Origin of the sequence: Dyella sp. (assembly GCF_051954575.1) — a bacterium.
GTDB lineage: Bacteria > Pseudomonadota > Gammaproteobacteria > Xanthomonadales > Rhodanobacteraceae > Dyella_B.
Genome location: NZ_JBQCHP010000119.1, coordinates 35,665 through 57,013, shown reverse-complemented (window position 1 = coordinate 57,013; position 21,349 = coordinate 35,665). Strand labels below are relative to the sequence as shown.

16 protein-coding genes, 1 tRNA gene and 1 pseudogene are annotated in these 21,349 nt (G+C 61.1%); 8 read left to right on the top strand and 10 right to left on the bottom strand.

Annotated elements, in window-relative coordinates; translation table 11 throughout:
- Positions 1 to 144: 144 nt before the first annotated feature.
- Positions 145 to 486 (top strand): 4a-hydroxytetrahydrobiopterin dehydratase, encoded by a 342-nt coding sequence (locus ACTHNE_RS15795; RefSeq protein WP_324946354.1) that lies wholly within the window; start codon positions 145 to 147, stop codon positions 484 to 486.
- A complete protein-coding gene (locus tag ACTHNE_RS15790; RefSeq protein WP_324946352.1) occupies positions 483 to 1,988 on the top strand; it encodes a CPBP family intramembrane glutamic endopeptidase in 1,506 nt (501 codons plus the stop codon). The genes ACTHNE_RS15795 and ACTHNE_RS15790 overlap by 4 nt, the downstream gene beginning before the upstream one ends.
- A gap of 64 nt (positions 1,989 to 2,052) precedes the next feature.
- Here ACTHNE_RS15790 and ACTHNE_RS15785 read toward each other — a convergent pair whose 3' ends face one another.
- On the bottom strand, positions 2,053 to 3,009 hold the full coding sequence (locus ACTHNE_RS15785) for an RluA family pseudouridine synthase (protein WP_440269750.1): 957 nt from the start codon (positions 3,007 to 3,009) through the stop codon (positions 2,053 to 2,055).
- A 338-nt stretch (positions 3,010 to 3,347) separates the two neighbouring features.
- Here ACTHNE_RS15785 and rne point away from each other — a divergent pair, with 338 nt between their 5' ends.
- Positions 3,348 to 6,470, top strand: a complete 3,123-nt coding sequence (rne, locus tag ACTHNE_RS15780; protein WP_440269749.1) for a ribonuclease E — start codon at positions 3,348 to 3,350, stop codon at positions 6,468 to 6,470.
- A 78-nt stretch (positions 6,471 to 6,548) separates the two neighbouring features.
- Here the strand turns inward: rne and ACTHNE_RS15775 are convergent, their stop codons facing one another.
- Entirely contained in the window at positions 6,549 to 7,199 is a 651-nt protein-coding gene (locus ACTHNE_RS15775) for a response regulator (RefSeq protein ID WP_324939452.1), read from the bottom strand.
- A 248-nt stretch (positions 7,200 to 7,447) separates the two neighbouring features.
- Here ACTHNE_RS15775 and ACTHNE_RS15770 point away from each other — a divergent pair, with 248 nt between their 5' ends.
- From ACTHNE_RS15770 to ACTHNE_RS15755, 4 genes are all read left to right on the top strand, one after another.
- On the top strand, positions 7,448 to 7,690 hold the full coding sequence (locus ACTHNE_RS15770) for a hypothetical protein (protein WP_324939449.1): 243 nt from the start codon (positions 7,448 to 7,450) through the stop codon (positions 7,688 to 7,690).
- Positions 7,691 to 7,785: 95 nt separating this feature from the next.
- Positions 7,786 to 7,872, top strand: a tRNA-Leu gene (locus ACTHNE_RS15765).
- A 97-nt stretch (positions 7,873 to 7,969) separates the two neighbouring features.
- Entirely contained in the window at positions 7,970 to 8,488 is a 519-nt protein-coding gene (locus tag ACTHNE_RS15760; RefSeq protein WP_440269748.1) for a hypothetical protein, read from the top strand.
- Between the two features lie 10 nt (positions 8,489 to 8,498).
- On the top strand, positions 8,499 to 9,092 hold the full coding sequence (locus ACTHNE_RS15755) for a hypothetical protein (RefSeq protein WP_440269747.1): 594 nt from the start codon (positions 8,499 to 8,501) through the stop codon (positions 9,090 to 9,092).
- On the opposite strand, the gene ACTHNE_RS15750 is transcribed toward ACTHNE_RS15755, so the two are convergent.
- From ACTHNE_RS15750 to ACTHNE_RS15730, 5 genes and pseudogenes are all read right to left on the bottom strand, one after another.
- The gene (locus tag ACTHNE_RS15750; RefSeq protein ID WP_440269746.1) at positions 9,089 to 9,787 is read right to left on the bottom strand and encodes a hypothetical protein; all 699 of its coding nucleotides are present in this window, start codon (positions 9,785 to 9,787) and stop codon (positions 9,089 to 9,091) included. The two genes, ACTHNE_RS15755 and ACTHNE_RS15750, sit on opposite strands and share 4 nt — an antisense overlap.
- A 49-nt stretch (positions 9,788 to 9,836) precedes the next feature.
- Positions 9,837 to 11,627, bottom strand: a complete 1,791-nt coding sequence (locus ACTHNE_RS15745; RefSeq protein WP_440269745.1) for a P-loop NTPase fold protein — start codon at positions 11,625 to 11,627, stop codon at positions 9,837 to 9,839.
- 247 nt (positions 11,628 to 11,874) lie between these two features.
- The gene (locus ACTHNE_RS15740; protein WP_440269744.1) at positions 11,875 to 12,492 is read right to left on the bottom strand and encodes a hypothetical protein; all 618 of its coding nucleotides are present in this window, start codon (positions 12,490 to 12,492) and stop codon (positions 11,875 to 11,877) included.
- A 308-nt stretch (positions 12,493 to 12,800) separates the two neighbouring features.
- Positions 12,801 to 14,288, bottom strand: a pseudogene (locus ACTHNE_RS15735) (helix-hairpin-helix domain-containing protein); the annotation flags it as partial.
- A gap of 107 nt (positions 14,289 to 14,395) precedes the next feature.
- Positions 14,396 to 14,593 carry a hypothetical protein gene (locus tag ACTHNE_RS15730; RefSeq protein WP_440269743.1) on the bottom strand — a complete coding sequence of 66 codons (198 nt, stop codon included), beginning with the start codon at positions 14,591 to 14,593 and terminating at the stop codon, positions 14,396 to 14,398.
- 231 nt (positions 14,594 to 14,824) lie between these two features.
- Between ACTHNE_RS15730 and ACTHNE_RS15725 the strand changes: the two genes are divergently transcribed.
- Positions 14,825 to 15,322, top strand: a complete 498-nt coding sequence (locus ACTHNE_RS15725) for a hypothetical protein (RefSeq protein WP_440269742.1) — start codon at positions 14,825 to 14,827, stop codon at positions 15,320 to 15,322.
- Between the two features lie 54 nt (positions 15,323 to 15,376).
- On the opposite strand, the gene ACTHNE_RS15720 is transcribed toward ACTHNE_RS15725, so the two are convergent.
- From ACTHNE_RS15720 to ACTHNE_RS15710, 3 genes are all read right to left on the bottom strand, one after another.
- Positions 15,377 to 17,140 (bottom strand): MASE1 domain-containing protein, encoded by a 1,764-nt coding sequence (locus ACTHNE_RS15720; protein WP_440269741.1) that lies wholly within the window; start codon positions 17,138 to 17,140, stop codon positions 15,377 to 15,379.
- 128 nt (positions 17,141 to 17,268) lie between these two features.
- Positions 17,269 to 19,125 (bottom strand): hypothetical protein, encoded by a 1,857-nt coding sequence (locus ACTHNE_RS15715; protein ID WP_440269740.1) that lies wholly within the window; start codon positions 19,123 to 19,125, stop codon positions 17,269 to 17,271.
- A 202-nt stretch (positions 19,126 to 19,327) separates the two neighbouring features.
- Positions 19,328 to 21,187 carry a hypothetical protein gene (locus tag ACTHNE_RS15710; protein ID WP_440269739.1) on the bottom strand — a complete coding sequence of 620 codons (1,860 nt, stop codon included), beginning with the start codon at positions 21,185 to 21,187 and terminating at the stop codon, positions 19,328 to 19,330.
- Positions 21,188 to 21,349 lie beyond the last annotated feature (162 nt).

The window sequence follows — 21,349 nt, the reverse complement described above, 5'->3', positions numbered from 1 at the left end:
TGCTCGAAAATGTTGGGTTACGCTGCGCTAACCCAACCTACAGGTGGGAGATACAGCACCATTTTAGTCCTGTTTTCCTACGAATGTTCGCCTTCGACGTTTTCGCGTACGCTTTCGGCGTTTGAGCGAACGATGGAGATCGTCATGACTGCCCTTCCGCTATCCGCCCAGCATTGCCAACCGAGCAAGGGCAAGGAACACGCGCTGGACGAGGCGGCCATCTCGGCGCTGCTGCCATTGGTGCCCGGCTGGAAACTCGGTGCGCAAGGCGATGCGCTGGTCAAGGATTTCCGTTTCGAGAACTTCCACCACACGCTGGGTTTCATCAATGCGGTGGGCTTCATGGCCAACCACGAAGACCACCACCCCGACATCGAGGCGGGTTATGGCCATTGCAAGCTGCGCTGGTCGACGCATGACGTGGGCGGCTTGTCGCTGAACGATTTCATCTGCGCTGCGCGCGTGGACGCCCTGCTCGAACGTTGAGCGCAGCGGCATCTACCCGCTCCGTATGGGCGCTTGCCGGCTATGCGCTGGTAGCCATTGTTGGCTGCGTGGCGCTCGGCTGGCTGGGGGCGCGGATCACCGCCGCGCACCTGCTCGAGCAGGCCCAGCAGCAATGGACGCGCGTGCAAACCGGCCAGCCCTTATGGCAATGGACCCTGCAGCAGCCACGCGACCTGATCGCCGGTCGCGCGTTCGGCCATGCAACGGTCGCGCGCGAGGATGGCGAACTGCTGATCACCAGCGAAGACGGCACGCCGTTTGAAGTAGGTCTGCCGATTGCCTGGTCGCTCGATCTGCGGCACTGGCCCATCTTGCAGTTGCGCTTGCAAAGCAGCGCCGCCGGCACGCTTGGGCTGGTGTGGCAAGGCGACCAGGCGCCTGCCTGCTTGGCGCTGACCGCGCACTCGCTGACGCCCGATATGCGTGGCCTGCACATCGACTTGCGCAGCCTGGACTGGAAAAGCGCCGGCCAAGGCGACTGCACGGCACCGGGCATCGCAAAGATGTTGCGCTTGCGCATGCAGCTCCCGCGCGGCGCCCGCTTGCGACTTGCCTCGGCGGAACTGCTGACGACCGAACCACTGCCGCGCCTGGAAGACGTTTCGGTCGATCTACCCACTGCGAAAGATGCCGACCACGTGGCGGAGCTCGCACAAGCCTGGCCGATGCCGCTGTTTCGCCTGCCCGCTGGCATCAGCACGCAAACCATGCTGGCGCTGCGTGACCGCTTGCGCACCCGCTGGCCGGCCGCGCTGATCGTGCCGGCGGGCGCGGTACCGCAGGCACGGCCGGCGCCATCGCCGTCCACCGCCATCATGTGGACGGCCTGCGCCGTCTATCTGCTGGTGCTCGCCTGGCTGGTAGTGCGACCGCTGGAAGGCCGGTTGCGACCATGGGTCGATCTCACCGGCTGCCTGCTGGGACCGATGTGGCTCGTGATGGGACTGCATTGGGGCTTGCGTCCCACACCGCTGGGCGTGACCGCCTTCGCAGGCGGATTGGCGTATGCGCTGGCGATCGAGCACCGCCATCTGTCGCGGCTGTGGCGTTGGCCGCCAGCAGGAGGTGACTGGCTCTGGCCGCTGGCGATGCTGCCGGTGGCCGGGTTGCTGGTCCTTTTTTATGGCCACGCGCTGCACCCGCTGCTGCCTGGGCACGTCATCGCCTACTTCGCCTGGGCCTGGCTGCAGCAGTGGCTGATGCTGGTGGTGCTGTTGCGGCGCTTCGAACAGATCCTGCCCCGGCCGGGCTGGGCCATCGTACCGGTGGCGCTGGTGTTCGCGTTATTGCACACCCCGAACGGCACGCTGATGCAGTTGTGCTTCGTCGGCGAGCTGTGGTGGGCGTGGTGTTACCTGCGCGCGCGCAGCGTGCTGCCGCTGGCGCTAGCGCATGCGACCTGCGCCTTGCTGGTGGAGTCAGGCCTCGCTGGCGGCGGACTGCTGCGCTCGCTCGAAGTCAGCGCCAGATTTCTTTTGTAGGTTGGAGTGCAAACCCCAACATTCGGCACCTATGACATAGCGATGTTGGGGTTTGCACCCCAACCTACCGTTTGGCCGCCAGCCTATCCAGCACGTCCTTCAGATCGTCCGGCAGCGGCGCAGAGAAACCATAGGCGCGCCCATCCAGCTCGAACGACAGGTTCGAGGCATGCAGGAACAACCGGTGCAGCCCCAAGTCACGGAAGCGCTTGTTCGCCTCCTTGTCGCCGTACTTGGGATCGCCGGCCAGCGGATGGCCGACATGGGCGGCGTGCACGCGGATCTGGTGGGTGCGGCCGGTGCCCAGGGTGGCCTGCATCAGGCGCGCGCCGGGGTATTGCTCCATCTCGCGGAAGAAAGTGAGCGAAGGCTTGCCGTCCTCCGCCACCCGCACCATCCGCTCGCCGCCCTGCAGGACGGACTTCTTCAGCGGCGCGTTAACGTCGAACTTGGCCTTGTTCGGACGCCCCACCATCAAACATAAGTATTGCTTGGTGACCTCGCCGGCGCGGATCGCCGCCTGCAAGCCGGTCAGCCCGGCGCGGGTGCGGGCGAACACCAGCACGCCGCTGGTGTCGCGGTCCAGGCGGTGCACCAGTTCCAGGTGATCCTTGGGGCGGGCCTGCCGCAGCAGCTCGATCGCCCCGAAGCTCACTCCGCTGCCGCCATGGCTGGCCATGCCGGCCGGCTTGTCGATCACCAAGAAGTGCTTGTCCTCGAAGATCACCGCGTCGGCGACCGCCGCAAGCGCCGCCTGGGGAGCGCCTTGCTCCGCCGGTCGCTCGGCCACCCGCACCGGCGGAATACGCAGCGTATCGCCCTGGGCGAGACGGGTATCGGGCTTGGCGCGCTTGCCGTTCACGCGCACCTGGCCGGTGCGCAGAAGGCGGTAAATCATGCTCTTGGGCACCCCCTTGAGCAGGGTCACAAGGGCGTTGTCGATGCGCTGACCGTCGCGCTCCGGACCTATCTCTACTTGACGCACCCCTTGAGGTACATCGGGGGAAGTTGCCGTCTGCATTGAAAAAAACCTGGGTTGAGAGGATACTCGCACAGCGCTCAGCCGGGTCCACCGACAATTAGTTGAGGACCTGGCGCCCGCCTGTTACGCCGGCGAGGTTTGCGCCGGCCGCGCTTTTCGCAGCCGGTCGCAAACACCCTTTCATCGTAACGGTTCGGGTAGCCGCTTGTCCGGTCTTGCCGGATCAGACAGCGCGGCGTGCGTGCCAAGAATCATCCCGGTATCGGGAACGTTACCGTTTATTTATGCCGCTTTACCGCAGCGGCGCGATCCCCGGAACGGCCGCCACACCAGGCGCCACCGCGGCGCGCGACGCGCGGCCAAGCCGAGGAATCACAATGAAAAGAATGTTGATCAACGCAACTCAGCGTGAAGAGTTGCGTGTGGCCATCGTGGATGGCCAGACCCTTTACGATCTCGATATCGAAATCCCCTCCCGCGAGCAGAAAAAAGCCAACATCTACAAAGGCCGCATCACTCGCGTCGAACCCTCCCTCGAAGCCTGTTTCGTCGACTACGGCGCTGAACGCCACGGCTTCCTTCCCCTGAAAGAAATCGCCCGCGAGTACTTCACGCAGGGCATGGACCCATACAAGTCCAACATCCGCGAGCTGCTGCGCGAAGGCCAGGAAGTGGTCGTGCAGGTGGAGAAGGAAGAGCGCGGCAACAAAGGCGCGGCGCTGACCACCTTCATCAGCCTGGCCGGCCGCTACATGGTGCTGATGCCGAACAACCCGAAGGCGGGCGGCGTCTCGCGTCGCATCGAGGGCGAAGACCGGCAGGCGCTGAAAGAGGCCCTGGAGCACCTCACCGTTCCCGACGAGATGGGCCTGATCGTGCGTACCGCCGGCATGGGCCGCGACGCCGAAGAGCTGCAGTGGGATCTGGATTACCTGCTGGCCACCTGGAAAGCCATCTCCCAGGCCGCCAGCGCGCAGAAGGCGCCGTTCCTGATCTACCAGGAATCGAAGCTGTTCATCCGCGCCCTGCGCGACTACCTGCGCAACGACATCGGCGAGATCCTGATCGACGAGGAATCGCTGTATCAGGACGCCCGCGACTTCATGCAGCAGGTGATGCCCAACGCCCTGCGCAAGCTCAAGCTATACAAGGACGACACCCCGCTGTTCTCGCGCTACCAGATCGAAACGCAGATCGAGAGCGCCTTCGACCGCAGCGTGCGCCTGCCCTCCGGCGGCTCGATCGTGATCGACCAGACCGAAGCGCTCACCGCGATCGACATCAACTCCTCCAAGGCCACCAAGGGCGGCGACATCGAGGAGACCGCGTTCAATACCAATCTGGAAGCGGCCACCGAGATCGCCCGCCAGCTGCGCATCCGCGATGCCGGCGGCCTGATCGTGATCGACTTCATCGACATGGACAGCCCCAAGCACCAGCGCGAAGTGGAAGAGCGCCTGAAGGAAGCGTCCAAGCTCGACCGCGCGCGCATCCAGATCGGCCGCATCTCGCGTTTCGGCCTGATGGAAATGTCCCGCCAGCGCCTGCGCCCGTCGCTGGGCGAAGCCACCCAGATCGTCTGCCCGCGTTGCGAAGGCCACGGCCACATCCGCAGCGTGGAATCGCTGTCGTTGTCCACCTTGCGCCTGATCGAAGAGCACGCGATGAAGGACAACACCGGCCAAGTGCTGGTGCAGGCCCCGCCGAGCGTGGCCAACTTCATGCTCAACGAGAAGCGCGCCAGCGTGGTCGAGATCGAACTGCGCAACAAGGTGCACGTGGTGATCGTGGCCGACGACAAGCTCGACACGCCGCACATCGAGATCCAGCGCATCCGCGAAGCGGACATGGGCGAGCACAGCAAGCCCAGCTACGAGCGCCTCACCGCGCAGGAAGCCGACGTGGTGCGCAAGATGGGCCAGATGCTGGGCAGCAGCGAGCAGCCGGCCGTGTCCGGCATCGTGCCCACCAGCCCGGCGCCGGTCCGCGAAGAAGAACCTGCCGCACCCGTAGCCGTTGCCCAGCCGAAACCGCGCCATGTTGCGCCAGCTCCTGCGCCCGCTCCCGCCGCTGCGCAGGGCGGATTCCTGGCCAAGCTGTTCGGCCTGTTCCGCGGCAATGGTGCCGCCGCGCCAGCCCCCGCCCCTGCTCCGGTTGCCACGCCGCGCCAGGAACCCTCGCGCGCCAAGCCGCAGCAGGACAACCGCCGCAACGAGCAGCGCAACCGTGGCGAGCAGCAGCAACGCCAAGGCCAAGGCCAGCAACGCGACGGCCGCGGCCAGCAGCAGGGCAAGAACCAGAATCAGCGCCAGCGCAACGAGCAGCAGGCGCAGCCGCGCCAGCCGCAGCAGGAGCGCAACAAGCCGGAACAGCAGCAGCGCGCGCCGAAGCAAGTGCAGGCGAACGATGCCGCCGCCGAGCAACGCAAACAGCAGCAAACTGCCGAACCCACGAAGCAGGAACGCCCCCAGCGCCAGCCGCAAGCGGAACGCGCGCCCCAGCCGCAGGCTGCCAAGCCGGTAGTAGAAGTGCCGAAGCCGGCCGCCGAAACCGCGGCGCCGGTAGCGGCCGCAGCCGCCATCGAAGAAAACGCCATCGCCACCGAAGCCGCCGCTGCCGCAGCAGAAAGCGCCGGCCAGTCGCGCCGTCGTCGCGGCCGTCGCGGTGGTCGTCGCCGTCGTCGTCATGAAGGCGCCGCCGCCGGTGAAGTGCAGAACGATCAGCAGCTCAACGCGCAGGACCTGGATGACGAGGATCGCGACGATCCGTCCGAGCTGGAAGCGGACGAATCGCACGCAAAGGCCGAACCGGCCGCACCCATTGCGCCGCGCCCGGTCGCCGTGACGCATCCGGAAGCCGACCACGCCGTGGCACATGCCGAACCTGCCCGCGTCGATGTCCACACACCGGAAGCACCGAAGCCGGTTGTCGCCGAAGCGGCCAACCACGAAGTCTCGTTCGCCAAACCCGACGCCGCGCCCCTCGCCTCCCACGACGATCAGGCCGCCGCGCCGCTGATCATTGCGCCGGCGCCGGTGCCGTCATCGTTCAACCTGCCCGTGCTGCCGCCGATCCCGGCGCATGAGCCGGCGCAGGAAACGGCAGCGGCAACTCACGAAGAGACTGCGGCGGCCCACGTAACGCACGAAGCGCCGGCAGCACCGGCCGAAGTGGTCACCGTTTCCGTGCCGCATGAAGCGGAAACCGCCTCGAACGAAGCGACGGTGGTCGAGTCGTTCGTCGTGGCAGAGACGAAGCATGTGGAAGAACCAGTATTGGTCGAACCCACTGCTGTTCCCGCAGCTGCCGTGCAGGCGTCGGAGGAAGTGGCGGTGGCCGTGACGCCCGCGCCGATCATCCATCAGCCGGAACAAGGCGACCTGCTGTCCACGCCACGGCAGCATCACGAAGAAGCCAAGGTGCACGAAGAAGTAAAGGCGCCGGAAGAAGAGGAAGAAAACCTGCAGCTTGGTCAGCAGCGCGACCACAGGCTTTCCTGACCCACATTTCCTTCGCACGCACAAACGAAAGGGCCGGACACTGTCCGGCCCTTTCGCTTTTTGCAGCCAGCGAAACCGTCAGGTTCCGACCTGGTTGTTGTGCGTATCAAGCAAGCCATGCACGGTCATCAGATGCGCAAGGCTGATCACGTGATCCACCTGCAGCTTTTCCATCAGGCGCTGCTTATAGGTCGACACCGTTTTCGGACTCAGGTTGAGCTGCTCGCCGATGGCGGTCAACGCCTTGCCGCGCACCAGCATCATTGCCACTTCCAGTTCGCGGCTGGAGAGCGCATCGAACGGCGAGCCTTCGCCGTCGAGCGTGGCCAGCGCCAGCTGCTGCGCCACGGCCGGCGCAAGATACCGACGGCCACCGGCGACCTGCCGTACTGCGTTGAGCAGTTCTTCCGCCGCACAGCTCTTGGTGAGGTAACCGTGGGCGCCTGCATCCAGCAGGCGCTTCGGAAAACGGGCATCTTCCACCACGGTTACCACGATCACGTGCGTGGGCAGATTGGCCCGCACGACGCGCTCGGTCAGCTCGATACCGCTCATGCCGGGCATATGCACATCGACCAGCGCGATATGCGGCTTGGTCGCCCGGATCAGCCGCAGCCCTTCTTCGGCCGTGCCCGCTTCACCGCAAATGCGGATATCCGGCTGCTGCAGGATCATCCTGAAGCCGGTCCTCACCAGCTCATGGTCGTCCACGAGTACAACGTCGATCATCTTGCGCCCTCCTTGGTTGGGAACTGTGCTTCAGCAAAGTAGGTGGGTCGCTGACACATTGCAAGTGCGTAACCCCTCGTTTCGCAAGGATTTTCCAGATACCGCCGATACGCACACCCTGCGTAGGAAATAACCTACATACATGTCCTAATTTTGGTGCCATTATTTCCCGAATGACACGGTCGTAAGTCACGCGTTTCGTTATACCCCTGCACGGCTAGTTCGCACTAACCCCATGGAGCGTACCGATGGTGATCTACTCGCTCAGGCAATCACTCGACGGAGACTGGAGCATCCGCCGGGAATCGGCCACCCTGTTCAGCCAGCTCCGGCTTGGACCCGCCATCCAACTGGCGCGTGAAGCCGCCCGCGACGAGCACAACCGCTCCGGGCGCGCCACCTGCGTAGAGATGCCCGGCCCTGCCTCCACCATCCGCCTGGCGCAATACGCGCGGCCGGAACAACCGATCGAACAAAGCGCCGTGGCCTGACCTCGATCCACATAAAACGGAGCGCACCGCTTCGTTCGCACCCAGGTGCATGCTACGATCCGCGCGCCTGCAGCCGGACATTCGGCAGCTCTCCCGCCCGGATGGCGAAACAGGTAGACGCAAGAGACTTAAAATCTCTCGACCGCAAGGTCATGCCGGTTCGATCCCGGCTCCGGGCACCAAGTAAATCAAATAGCTACACATCACCACTAAATGAGCCGTTGCCTCTTCGATTCTCTGAGGCTTCCCAAGGCTCCCCTCGATTGAAAAGTTTTCCGCATGCCCAGCATGATGTGGGCATGCCAAGACGTGTCGCTGCGGTTTCAACAGAGTTTCCTGACGCGCGAGGTGGAGCACCTCGACGACAGTGTGTTGCTGTTGCCTCAACAGGTCTTCATCTTGACCGGTCTGTCGTTGGGCATGTTGAAAGAACGCATGCGCACACGGCCACCTCAACCGCCGCACCCGATGCCACGAGAGAGGGCGCACACCGCCATCTGGTATTCGCTCGGAGAGATCCGACGGTTCCTGCGCGAACGTGCAGAGAACGCAGAGATCGATCGGATGATCGCCATGAAGCGCTGGTCGTTTTCAACATGGGTCAGCACGGCCAAACCCGACGAGGAGTGGCCCATCACGTTGGTCGGCCCACACCGCAAGCCCGTCGACTTCTTCGCCGCGCTTCGAGGTGAGGTTCCGACAACACTCAGTGATCGCAGCAAGTGGATGACGTTGGGTGAATACATGACCGCACTGAAACAGGCGATCGCAGCGATCGAGTCCGAAGAACTCGCATAGGGCATCAGGCATGGAGCAAGCCACCACCCTCCAAAGTGATCCATTCTTCGCTGCTCTCCGCGAGTTGCATGGCATGCGCCTGCTTCCCTCGGCTGTGGCCGAAGCGCTGTTGCACCTGTCCTTCCAGGCGTTCGATGGCCTGCGTGCGAGCCGAGAACCCGTGCCGCCACTGATCACGGTTGGAGACCAGAGCGGCTACCTCGCCGGGGACCTGGTGCAATACCTGGATCAAGAGCCGACACGGCGTGGTCCCATCAAGATTCGGCATGTGTCGTTCGCCGACTTCCTCATCCAAGGCCTACCGGATGACACGTGGGTGTTTGAAATGGTGACTCTGGATTTCCACGGTATGCGACGGCCGGTTGATCTGTTGACTTGTCTGGACCTTTCTCAGGATCAGGTTGCCGGAGCGAACTTCCACGATATGACCTTGAAGGAATACATCGCGGTCATGGATGGCTATCTGTCTCATTTCGCTGGCCAACGAGTTGCTGAGGAGTTGGCGACAGAGCGTGCGCGCCTCGCGCTGCACCTTACCCCATCTCGCGTTGCACCTGCCGGACACCAACGGCCACGCAATGGCCGAGAGAAATCGTCCACTTAGACTGGACCGATCTGAGGGCCAGATGCGCCATCCAGGTTTGCACCCGCAACCGTCACACCCCTCTCCGCCAAACCGATGGCGTCCGGGAATCGATCCTGAATAGCGCTCATGGACAGGAGATACTCCTCCGTGAACGTATATTCCTCATTGGTCCATTTCACCAGACCCCCAAGGGCGTCTCCCAGCGCAATGATAAGCGGCGCATCATCCTGAACCAACCTTGCGGCCTCATCCCACAAGGGCTGGTGAATGCCCATCAGTTGCTCCTCCAACTCCTTCCTTGAAGCAGGCTTTTTATGCGAGATGTTTCGCATGATATGAACCAATAGCTGGGCTCTTCCGTAGTCGTCTTGGCCGCCACTCTTCGCAAAGTCGTTTGCACGAGCAGCATCGATTTGACCATTGCAACCGAGTGATTGTGCCCATACGCCAGCGTAGAGCTGTTTAACCCGCTTCCCGAGCCAATCGATCAGATCATTCTTGTCGGACAGCTCTTCAACAGGACTAATGGCTGACGTGCCCCTGTGTCCTCCTTGCAGGTCTATCAACGTCACGCTGATCTTCCCCATCGATAAACCCAATGCCCTGCCCACCACATAATGCCCAGCTTCATGGCGAGCAACATCAACTGCCAGATGTTGATGGTATGAACCTACTGGCAACTTCGGTGGTGGCGGAAATCCTTGCAAGTTCACGTTAAAACACCTCGTTGCGTAAGCACATTACGTTTAGCCAGCGCGCACCTCATTCGTTCCCCGCTGCTTGACTCGGATTAAGTTCCTTTGCGAAAGCCTGAAACTGCCTTCCCAGGTCAAGCAAGGCGGAGTTCACCATGGTCATCGGCCTGGCTTCCTTTACCGTCTCCGCGATGAGCCTAACCATGGCTTCGGCGAACGGCAGTTCATCACCAAACATCTCACGCGCGTTGGCGAGAGACCGACGTTGACCAACAAAGCGGGACACGTTGATGATCGACGATCTCCTCGTCTCTCGCAGCCGATCGAACAGAGCCTCTGGCGTGATGCCGGAAAAGATCGACTTTCTGAACGCATCGGCCGCGTCGGCCTTCCCGGCAATGATCTGGCTTAACACTACCTGCCCTTGTGCGGATTCCAACCTGGCGGAAACCGCGTTTGCTATCACGCGAACCTTCTTCAACACCCTACCCTCAGCTTCGTCGCGCTGCTCAGGATAAATCTGCAATGTGGCGTCATCGAGCGACGACCCATCGGTGCCCTCGATTGCTGATAAGAAAAACTCAGCGCAGTCCTGAGGGCTAAACCTCGTCAAGTTCAAAGTCGATAATCCGTAGAGCATCTCCCACGACAACCAGATGTCCATGACTGCTGTGAAACGATTGTTCTTGACGTCGTCTTCCAGCTCCTTGACGGCTTCGGCGAACTCCACCTCCGTCATCCGGTCACGGTTTTGAAGCCGGACCAGTGCTCGATTGTCTTCCTGTTCAACGCCAAACACATGGAAATCGTCCATGATCCCTTTCGCGTTCAGCGCATTCCCGCGCACCAAGGCGATAAATGCGTCCGAACGCGGCCATTTCTGACTATCGCTTGAAAACCCAAGTGAGTCGATGAGCACGTCTAGCGGGTTGAGCTCCGTATCGTCTGCGTTTTCCACGACTTTACGTCCAGGCCTTTCCTTGGAAACCTGTCGAATTCCAAGAACCACGCCAATGTGACCGACCTGGAAGCATCGCCCAACCAACACACCATTCTCAGCGTTTGCCGATATAGCCATGACGTGGAACGTTACCGCGTTGAACAGTCTATTGATATTTGGCTTTTGGTCGTTGGGCCATTCGGCGTTACGAAGGATCAAATCCATCTCAAAAATGATCCCGCGAATCGTCCGAAGGTTGGTGATTCCCTTCTCAGAAAACAGGGACAACGCCTCTGTCTGGTATTCACGAAGGGCGTCTCTCGATTTGCTGACGATCTCGCCAACGTTGTTCACCGCATCTTGATAGAACTTTTCAATGTCCTGGGGAACTTGAATGGTTCGGCCAACGATCTTCTCCTTGACCTTTTTATACTTCTCGTCGGCCTCTCCCTCGTTGGCGATCAGCACGACGTGCAACTTGGCATCATCCACCAACGACACGATGAAACCGAAGAGCACATCAAACTCCCCTGCAAATCGTTCCAGGTCGTCGATGCAAATGACGGTTCGCCCCGTTTTGAGTTCAGCTTTCAACTTGATGTCGTTGGGATCGATCTTCGCCCAGCGCAACGCCATTTTTCCGATCACCCCCGACGTCTCGCGCAAGATACCCGGCGCCTTTTGAATCGACACCATGAACAACGCCCGTTCGAGTTCTTCGAGAGTCGTGAGCCCGGCAGCTGAAATGGTCAGCGCCACCCGATTTAGGCCCGGCAACTTCTCCCGGACGAAGGTGTTCCAGAAATAGGATTTGCCGACACCCCACCGCCCACTCAGCAGCAAGGCATACATCGGCGGTGGCTGCCTTAGATATTCGATCAGCGGCGATGCTTCGGAATCGGGTGGTAAACGTGTCATCTTGGCGCTTCCATTGCGGACGCCACCAGCAATCAACGTTGCGGTCGCCGATGGCTCTGGCTATAAAGGATGCGTTGGTGGCCCTGCGAAGACCACCAACGCACCACGCTGTGCTCACCACGACCTACGCTCAGTCCCGTTTCAAGGCTGGAATGAGCGTGGGTCTTTTTATTGCGTGAGCCTCCGACGGGCGAGCATGCGCCGAAGGCCGCCGTTTCTTGTCAATAATCGCATTGCGCGCCTCCTTCTATTTGGATGCCTTACTGGCCTTCTTCTTGGCAGCCGACTTCTTGGCGATCGCCTCCTTTTCGGCAGCCTCCTCTTTTGCTTCCTTGATCATTTCCAGCTCCTCCATGATTTCAGGCAGCGCGCCAACCTCCTCAGCCCGATCCCTGAAAAACTCCCAAGTCTGCTGCTGGACCTGCTGGCGATCATTCAAGCGGGTAACAATGTAGTGAGGGTTCAGCAGAACAACGTAGTGATAGGGCCCGCTCTCCCCCTCTTTCGCCACAATGAAACCCAGATTCACCAGCGTAGCCATCCTCTTTCGCCATGAGGTCTCCGCTCGATCACCAGTCAAACCGGCCTCGGACGCAAGGATCCTTGGCTTGTCGATTTCCATATAAGGATGGTCGAGAGCCCGAGCCCATAAACAGAACAAGGTGTGACCTGCGGGATGCCCTTTTTCACTCTTGGCGTCGATGATTTTCATCACTAACGGCATCGTGCGCGGCACCGTCGCAAAGCCATCGTGCTTCTTTCGGCTCCACAACATCGAGACGTCGAGGTCGGGAAACCGTTCCTTCATTTTTTGCGTGCGACGCTGCGATTTCGTCGGCTTCTTGGGTTTGTCGTTGCTGGCCATGCTCATCATCCTGCCCCGTTCGGTGAACATACATTCAAGCAACTCGGCCATCGGGTAAAGGTAAAAGTTAGGGCGCCACAACCCCCTCGCTGACACTCGTCGAGGCCAAAGTGTGACCCTCTCGAACAGCCCCATCCTTCATCCCCAGCTGGTGGCTTCGCACCAAATGGTGCACTTAGTGGAAACAATCACCTTTCGAATCAGGGAATTGACGGCGTATGCCGGTGCTCCTCGTGCTCTCGTGATCCTGGTGATCGTGTGCTCGGGTCCTGCTGGTGGGATGCAAGGGGATTTAAAGGGGCCATTGGCTATTGAAAATCCCTCGACCTCGCGTCCAACCCGCCCAGCAACGCGGTCAAATCCAGCAGGCGCCGCGCCACCACATGGCACGTCCCATCCACCATCTGCCACTGTCCTTCCACGCCCAACAGCTGTGCTTCCAAGAACACACGCCGCTGCTGCTCAGCTACCTGCCGCCAGACGATCACGTTGATCAACCCATGTTCGTCTTCCATGGTCACGAAGGTGACCCCGCTGGCCGTTTCTGGTCGCTGTCGCAACGTCACCAAGCCGGCGACGCGCACCCAGCTCTCATGCCGGCGGTGTTGAAGCGCTTTGCTGTCGGTGCACCGCGCGGCGCGCAGTCGCCCTCGGATTTGTGCCAACGGATGCGGCCCTAACGTGAGCCCCACGCGTGCATAGTCCGCCAGCGTGTTCTCGGCTTGCGTCGGCGGGGGCAACACCACCCTGCCTTCTTGGGGACTGTCGTTGCCGAACAGCGGCAGCTGGGATTCCACGCCGGCGATCGCCCATTGCGCGCGATGGCGATGCCCGGCAAGGCCACGCAGCGCACCTGCTTCGGCCAACAAATCCTGATGTCGCTTATCCAGATTGGTGCGGGCACAGAGATCAGCGATGTCACCGAACGATCGTTGCGCTCGGGCCGCGCTGATTGCCTGCCCGGCTTGTTCACTGCATCCGCGCACCTTGCGAAAGCCCAATCGAATCGCCCAGCGTCCCCCTGGGTCGGGTTCCAAGGTGCAATCCCAATCGCTGTAACGCACATCCACCGGGCGCACCGTGATGCCATGGCGTTGGGCGTCTTGCACGATTTGGCTGGGCGAGTAGAAGCCCATGGGCTGCGAGTTGAGCAGTGCGCACGCAAACGCGGCGGTGTGGTGGCACTTCAACCAGCAACTCGCATACACAATGCCGGCAAAGCTAGCCGAATGGCTTTCGGGAAACCCGTAGGAACCGAACCCTTTGATCTGCTCGAACAACTGCGCAGCAAATTCCGCCGTGTAGCCGCGCTCGATCATGCCCGTGGAAATCCGATCGCGGTGCTTCTCCATGCCACCGTGCCGTTTCCAGGCGGCCATCGCGCGGCGCAGTTGATCCGCTTCACCCGGTGTGTAGCCGGCGGCCACGATCGCCAGCTTCATCACCTGTTCTTGGAACAGCGGCACGCCTAAGGTCCGTTCAAAAACTTCTTTCAACTCCGGCGATGGATAGGTGACTTCTTCTTCACCACGACGACGACGCAGATACGGATGCACCATGTCGCCCTGAATCGGACCCGGTCGAACAATCGCCACCTGGATCACCAAGTCATAAAAATTTTCAGGACGATGGCGCGGCAGCATCGCCATCTGCGCACGACTTTCAATCTGAAACACGCCAACCGTGTCCCCAAGCTGGATCATTTTGTAGGTCTTCGGATCCTCCGGCGGCAACGTGGCCATCGTCAGGTCCATGTGATCGTGCTGACGCAGCAGGTTCAGGCATTTTTGAACGCACCCAAAAAGCGGGGTCAGGCTCACTTACCAGCCGACACGATGCCGAATACTGCCGCCCACTATTCCTACCTGATGACTCCGTTTCGAATAAACGCAGTGCCACACTTTCAACATCCGGCGCCATCGCACCGCTGACGATAATCGGCAATCAGCGCCGTCAGGAAGACCACGACAAATGCCGCCATCCATAAATAGAGTCCGAGCATTGGCTTCGGACAATTGAGAGTTTCGCCTTCACCGCTCAGCGGAATTATTACGGGATGCAACGCAGACAGCGGGAAGAACGCCGCGCCGTCTGCATTCACTCGTCGAAGATCGCATTTTCCTCATTTCGACGACCGCGTTTGATGGAGGAAGCGGAGCTTTTTTCCTGCCCTCAAAACCAGTGCGCGCACGACCATCTTCACATAATCATCACACACACCTGAATTATTCCTCCCATCCCCATCGTCCTACACGATGAGATCCTGAACTGGAATGCTAGATTTCGCTTCCACCGGTGCAGGGTGCACCGTTTACCCAAGAGAGGATCTTGTATGTCAAAGCTCGTTGCTCGTCGCACGTTGTTCGCCGCCTTGTTTGCATTGGGTCTGTCTGGCGCGGCGAGCGCCGGCGCGCCTATGCAGGGTCTTGGCCAAGCCTGGCCCAATGCCGTTGATGTCAGCCTCAATCCGCACTATCACGCTTACACCTTCGTCGTGGGTGGAATCACCTATGTCCAGATCAACGATGCGGGTGGCAACGTGCTTGGCGCCGTCGGGACGTCCGGTGGCCAGTTCATCGTGCTGCCGATTGGCAATCCGCAGTTTGTGAGCACACCGCAGCAAGCGGCGGCCGCTATCGCCGCATCGCCGGTTGCGGCCGGTGCCATTGTCTACAACGATGGCGCTACAGTGATCAGCGCAATACCGCTGAGTGATGGGACCACCGCCTTGCAGGCTACGACCGCCGCGGCTCCAGCGATGAAGCCCAGCACGCAAATCAGCACCATGCAGACCTGCGATGTGGTTACGTGCAGTACGCACGGCGCCTGAAAACGCAACACTTGCATCATGCGAAGAGCCCGGCAAATGCCGGGCTCTTTCGTTTTATGGATCGAGCATCAGGCAGCTGATGCTTCGGCCATGGGCCCGCTCACGGCGACGCACGCTGCCTTCGAAACTGGCGGCACGGTTGCTCAGGGCCTTCATGCCCAGGCCGCTGCCTGAGCGCAGCAGGCGTGGCATCAAGTTCTCCCACTTCACGTGGGCCAGATCCGCCGGGTGGCGATCGAAGCTCAACTGGACAAACGCACCCAGGCGCCCTGCCCGCGTACCCGCGCGCACACGCACGCGAACGGTGCTGACATCCTTGTTGCTGCATCCTTCGACGATGCCCTCGCATACGGTCCGATAGATGGCCAGGTGCAGGCTGGATGACAACTGGCTGACCGGTCCCCGCAGGTCGCAGACGTAGTGCATACCGGACTCGTCCAGCAGCCGGGCCACCGCGCCCTCCCGCAAGGCGGCAGGAAGTCCGCGCTCTCGCCACGATTGCGGATACAGACTGTCCGCCAACCCGAACAGCTGTTCCTGTGCCGCGGCCGCCACACGCATATAGCCGCCATCATCCATGGCCGGCTGCAAATGCCGGAGGCGGTCGATCATCAACGTGTACCCCCCGCGGACGGTCTCACGGATCTGCTCCAGAGCCTGCGCCGTCGAGCGCATCTGCATCTCCCCGATATGGAAGTTGCTGCGGGCCAGTTCCAACGCGAGCTGCATCTCGGCGCGCTCCTTTTCGGCGCGCGCACTGAGCACGGCCACGCGCGCGCCGGCAAGCAGCATCGTGCTGATCGCAAACGCAACGATGACTTCTGCCTGCATGGTGCCGTGATCGAAGCGCTCCGGCATCAGCACGACCACCGCCAGGCTCGCCATGGTGCCGCCGAACGCTGCACCTTCCCAGCCATGGCGGAGGGCGAGCCACACCACCGGCAAGAACAGGCACACCTGCGCCACACTGCGCACATGCGGAAACGTAAACCCGATCCACAACAGCAACGCCAGCATGGGCACGATCAGGCACGCACTCTCGAACACCACGCGGCTTTCGACAGCATGCGACATCCATCGTTTCCGGCCATGGCGCGTCATACCTTCGTGGCACGCGAACACCGTCGGTACCAAGGTCAAGATGCCTAAGAAATTACCCAGCAGCCACTGGCCAGCGAGCTGGTCGTAGTGCAGCTTCGGCGCATTCGCCGGAACGATGGCCGAAGAGGCCATCAATAAGTTATAAGCCGTGCACACCGCCGCGATCGCGAGGGCGCAGATCAGCAGCACGATGACATTCACCTGCCCCGCCTTCCCGATCATCTGGCCACGCTGACGCGCGACATAAACCACCGGCGCCATAAGGGCCGTTGCAGGAAGCAGATTCAGCACGGACCATATCGCGCCGAATTGAGTCCAATAAGTGATCGTCATCGGCACCAGCGCGAACTCTTCACCGATGATCAATGCCGGCCAATAGCGATAAGGCACCAGGGCCAGCGCGGCCACGCGCACACCCGTAAGCAACACATAATGCGGAATGATGATCTGGCGAAACAGCCACAAGCCAACGGCGTAAGCCGCGACGATGGCCACGTGCTTCCAGATTGCTTTTGCCAGCGACCTTGCTCGTTCGTGCATCGTATCCAGCTCCCCAGTGGATCCATGACGCGCGTAAAATTCGTACAACGATCCGGGCTTGCCTGTGAAGTGGAAGTGAAAAGCAGCCGGGACGTTGAATGTTCGCATCTTACCTTGGTTCGCCCCTCCCCGTAGGCGGAACACTACCGTCGTGGATGAGTCGATAGCCGGAGTCACGGCCGCGGCTGGCGACTTGTTGCACTGCTCATTCTTTCAGCGATCTGTGTCAGTGATGCAAATTAAAAGCGGAGTGCGGGCATTCGCCCGCACTCCGCCATTTCCCTTGAGCGAGCCCTGCCGCCAACTCAGAACCCGATCGCCGAAATACGCGTCGCCCAATTGCTCAGCGCGCCGCGCGTACCGCCGCATTGAAACAGCGGAGCGGTCAAATATTCGGTCAGGCTGCAGGTTTGCGCGATGTACTCCGATGCGATCCAGATGGTGTTGCCATCGGCCGCGGCCGCACCGTAATCGCCCCAGCGCGGACGGTCGTCGCCCAGGTAGGGGATACCGGTAAAGCCATCCCACGGGCCTGCGCCCGACGCGGCGATATGCACGTCGCCGGCGCCGATCTTCGCATCCAGGCTCGCATAGCCGGCACTGGGATAATCATTGGGGCCGACCACAGTGAAGGTGATCACGCCGCGTCCGCTTTGCGTGACGGCTGCCGCGCCGTAGGTGAGGTTTGCATCGGGCAGCGCCAAGGTGTCGTTGGCGAAGATGTGGCCGGAATCCGGGTTGACCACCACGTAGTTGATGCCCGAACCATGGCTGCCGTCACTTAGCAACACGTCGGTATCCAGCGTGCCCCACAGCTTGCCGTTGGCGTAACTCACCTGCTGCATGCGCGAGTCATTCACTGCCAAATCGCGCGGCGTGGAATAGACGTGATTCGGGTAGCCGAGATAGTTCGGCGCGCAACCGAGCAACGCGAAGCAGTCGCGCAATGGCGTATTGCCTGGCTTCTGCTGCGCCAGACTGCTCGGCACGGCATACAACTGCACGGTCAATGGCGAGACGCTCAACATCACGTTTGCGGGCATGCTGTCGATCGCCTGCGTGTTCGACACCGACCACAACCAGATGGTGTTGGACGTGCCCGAGTCGTAGAACACGGCGTCCGAGCTCAACAGGTATTCGGTGCCGCCATGGGCGGTGGCATATTGGCCGCCGGATGAGATCGCCGGCCATACCGTAAACGCCGGTGCAGGGATGCTCGGATCGCCACCGTTGAACAGCACCACGTTCGGCGATGCGGCACCCGACGCCAAGGCCTGCTTGGAGATGGCGTAGATCTGCGCGCCATAAAAACCGGAGCCGAACAACGCGAACTCGTTGGTGGTCAGGAAGATCGCATTCGCATCGGCACCGATATGCGGATAGTCACCCAGGCAGAATCCGCCCGCGCAACCATGATCCGGCGTGCCCTGCGTGCCGTTGTTCTGCACCGGCAAGCGATAGATATTCCATGCGCCGGTCGGATCCGCTGTCTGGCTCACCGCGATATCCAGGTGATTGGTGCCGGCCAGCGATGAGGTCGTACCGATGCGATCGAGCGTCAACACCACCTGGAACCAGCGCTGCGTGCTCGCATCGTAGTAGCAGGAAGGATCGGTGATTTCCGGCCCATACGCACCGGTGCTGCGATTGATCGCCGCGGGATAGCCGTAGAACGTGTTGAGGTCGACCGGCCCGACCAGCTTGTTGCCGGACTTGTCGTAGATTGCCAACACATCGTTGACGCTCTCCACCACAAATCCATTGCCGGCGCACAGCCCTTGATCGGGTGGCTCTACCGAGAACTGATTTCCGCCATTGGCATAGCGCTGGTCGTGAAAGTTGAGGCCGTCGAGGCCGCCGAGCAGTTCCGGGCTCGATTTGGCGCGTGTGGCATGCCCCGCCCGGTTGCTGCCGGCGTGTCCACGGGCAATGCTGCGGTTGACGACCTGCTTCGATGTAAAGCCCAATCCATCGCCCGAATCGGTATCGCCGCCGCTCATGGCCGGATCCAGTTCCAGGTTGGTCAGTGCGGCGCCTCCAAGCGGCGTGGTGACGGGTACGGTGGTGCCTCCTCGTTGCAGCTTGAGCGTGGTGGGGGTCGCCCCGAATGCACAGGTAGCGAACGCCATCACCGCCACTGCGATGAACAGTCGAGTCTTCATAGCCTTGGGTCTCCCGTTGTCGCGTTAGGTGACCGCGCCCCCTGGAACACCCATATCGGCCGCGCCGATAGGCGTCCGCGCAAGTACGCATATGTCGATATGCGCACGCGTACCATACGCGCTTGCGCAAGACTTTGCGTCATCATTTACGCGAGTATGTACATGGCCATAATGGACATGACAGCTTTTACGGCGTACGCACTCACCCTTCGAGCAAATGCGCCAGCGCCTCGGCGAACAACGCCGGCTTGCCTGTATAGAACACCTGCGTCGCGTCACGCGCCAACAGCTCGCGCCGCAAGGACAGTCGCAGTGCATCATCCGTGATCAGCCGTAGCGCAGCTTGCTCATAAGCCTCCACAGACTTGGCGACCAACCAGTCCGGCAAACCGATGCGGGTGAACAGTGCTTCGTCGATATGCTCCAGCACTTCCGGACCGGTCTTGCACACGCCGACCAGGCCCAATGCGGTCACATCGACGATACCGTTGGTGTTGCCGAACGGGAACGGATTCAGATAAAGGTCGCATGCGTTGATCCGCGCCATGTATTCGGCGTACGGCATGATCGGATGGATCGCGGCCTCGGGCAGGTAGCGTTGAACCAGATCGCGCGCTTCCAGATAGACCAGCCCGCGCGTCACGCCCATGAAAAAATGGAACTGGACCGGGCGGCCCGCCTTGCGCCCGATCTGGACGAGCGCTTCGATAAAAGCGGGGTTCAATTTCATGGTGGTGGCGGCGACCGCCACGCGTACCGTATCCGGATGCTCACGCAGCGTGGACCGATAAGCGCCGCTTTGTGCCGAGGGTACGAACGGCATCGCCGCCTTCGGCAGCGGCAGCAGTTTTTCGCTGAAAAGGCCCGGGTCGCCTACCCAGTCCTCCGGCAGTACGAAATAGTCGATGCAGGGCGACATCGATGTGGCTGGATGTCCGTAAGAGACGATCTGCACCGGCGCCAGGCGCAGGTTGGTCAGATAGATGCTGTGCGGAAACATGCCGAAGGCGGGGTAGTAGACGATCTCCGGCCGCAGTTCCTGCGCTTTGGCGCGTACGAAGGAAACGGTCTCGCCCTTTACTTCGATGTACTCGTCGAACACCGCCTTGCCCAGCTCGTCCACCTGTCCGGCATGGCCGATGCCCACCACGTGGAACCGTTCGCGCGCCGCCTTGATCGATGCCGAATGCGTGCGATAGATCGAATGCGAACCGGAAAACCATTCCAGTATCACCATCAGCAATGGCTTCTCGCCCGGCACGCGCACACGCGGCGCGCCTTCAACGTCCTTGAAGCCCTGCTCGACAAGTTTCTTGCGCACCAGTCGGTTTATCGGCGCCTTGATCGCATGCCGCTTCGGCGTATCGGCATAGCTGCAATGCATGTAGACGTCATGCAGTACCCCGATGGGGAGCACGTCCAGGTCTTCGATCGCGTCGAGCTTCGAAGGCAGCCATTGCAGCAACACTTCGCGCTTGTCGTGTGCGGCGACCGTGCCCAGAAAACGCGGCGACAGCAAGGCGCAAGCGAGCGCCACCGCGAGATGGCGATCGGTCTGCCACAGCGCCTCCATGTTCATGGGAATTTCGGAGTTCGGCGTATAGAGCAGGCAGAATTTCGCCAGGTCACGATTGTTGACTTCCACCGCCCTGGCATTCGCCCCCTTGATGTTGAGCGCGCGCAGGATGTGATCGGCATTCCTGAAGGAACTGGCGGCGAACAGCGTGGCGATCCAGCGATGGAAATACAGCAGCTGCCGATAGCCATCGAAGGAAAGGCTGAAGGTCGGATCGCTGAACAATGCCGACAGCGCCGAGCAGATGCGGTTGATGATGTGCGGATCCTGGTCCGCACCCATCATGCTGGCAGTAGGTTGCGCATCGAAGCCGACGTCGAGTCCGCCGTAGTTGCGGTCGAGCATGCCCAACAGGGCCACGAACTCACGCGCGGCGTCTTCGTGTTTGCGCGCGTAGCAGGTGGATTCGAAGCGGGCTAGTGAAAAAACCGGTTCCTCTGGAGACGAAGGGTTATTGCTTGCAGCAGGTTTTGCTTCGGCGTTCATGCGCAAGTTTCTCCACGTTGATTCAGATGCCATTCGCGTGATGCATTCCACTCCCTCCCCTGCTTGCAGGGGAGGGTTGGGGTGGGGTGCTGCGAGCGAAGCTCGCGTCCGGCTGCGCCGGACTGATGTTTTGCGCATGATTGAACATCACCGCAAGATTCG

Coding starts and splice junctions, on each gene's coding strand:
- ACTHNE_RS15795 (WP_324946354.1), top strand. CDS start 145: ATGACTGCCCTTCCGCTATCCGCCCAGCATTGCCAACCGAGCAAGGGC.
- ACTHNE_RS15785 (WP_440269750.1), bottom strand. CDS start 3,009: ATGCAGACGGCAACTTCCCCCGATGTACCTCAAGGGGTGCGTCAAGTA.
- rne (WP_440269749.1), top strand. CDS start 3,348: ATGAAAAGAATGTTGATCAACGCAACTCAGCGTGAAGAGTTGCGTGTG.
- ACTHNE_RS15775 (WP_324939452.1), bottom strand. CDS start 7,199: ATGATCGACGTTGTACTCGTGGACGACCATGAGCTGGTGAGGACCGGC.
- ACTHNE_RS15770 (WP_324939449.1), top strand. CDS start 7,448: ATGGTGATCTACTCGCTCAGGCAATCACTCGACGGAGACTGGAGCATC.
- ACTHNE_RS15760 (WP_440269748.1), top strand. CDS start 7,970: ATGCCCAGCATGATGTGGGCATGCCAAGACGTGTCGCTGCGGTTTCAA.
- ACTHNE_RS15755 (WP_440269747.1), top strand. CDS start 8,499: ATGGAGCAAGCCACCACCCTCCAAAGTGATCCATTCTTCGCTGCTCTC.
- ACTHNE_RS15745 (WP_440269745.1), bottom strand. CDS start 11,627: ATGACACGTTTACCACCCGATTCCGAAGCATCGCCGCTGATCGAATAT.
- ACTHNE_RS15740 (WP_440269744.1), bottom strand. CDS start 12,492: ATGGCCAGCAACGACAAACCCAAGAAGCCGACGAAATCGCAGCGTCGC.
- ACTHNE_RS15725 (WP_440269742.1), top strand. CDS start 14,825: ATGTCAAAGCTCGTTGCTCGTCGCACGTTGTTCGCCGCCTTGTTTGCA.
- ACTHNE_RS15715 (WP_440269740.1), bottom strand. CDS start 19,125: ATGAAGACTCGACTGTTCATCGCAGTGGCGGTGATGGCGTTCGCTACC.
- ACTHNE_RS15710 (WP_440269739.1), bottom strand. CDS start 21,187: ATGAACGCCGAAGCAAAACCTGCTGCAAGCAATAACCCTTCGTCTCCA.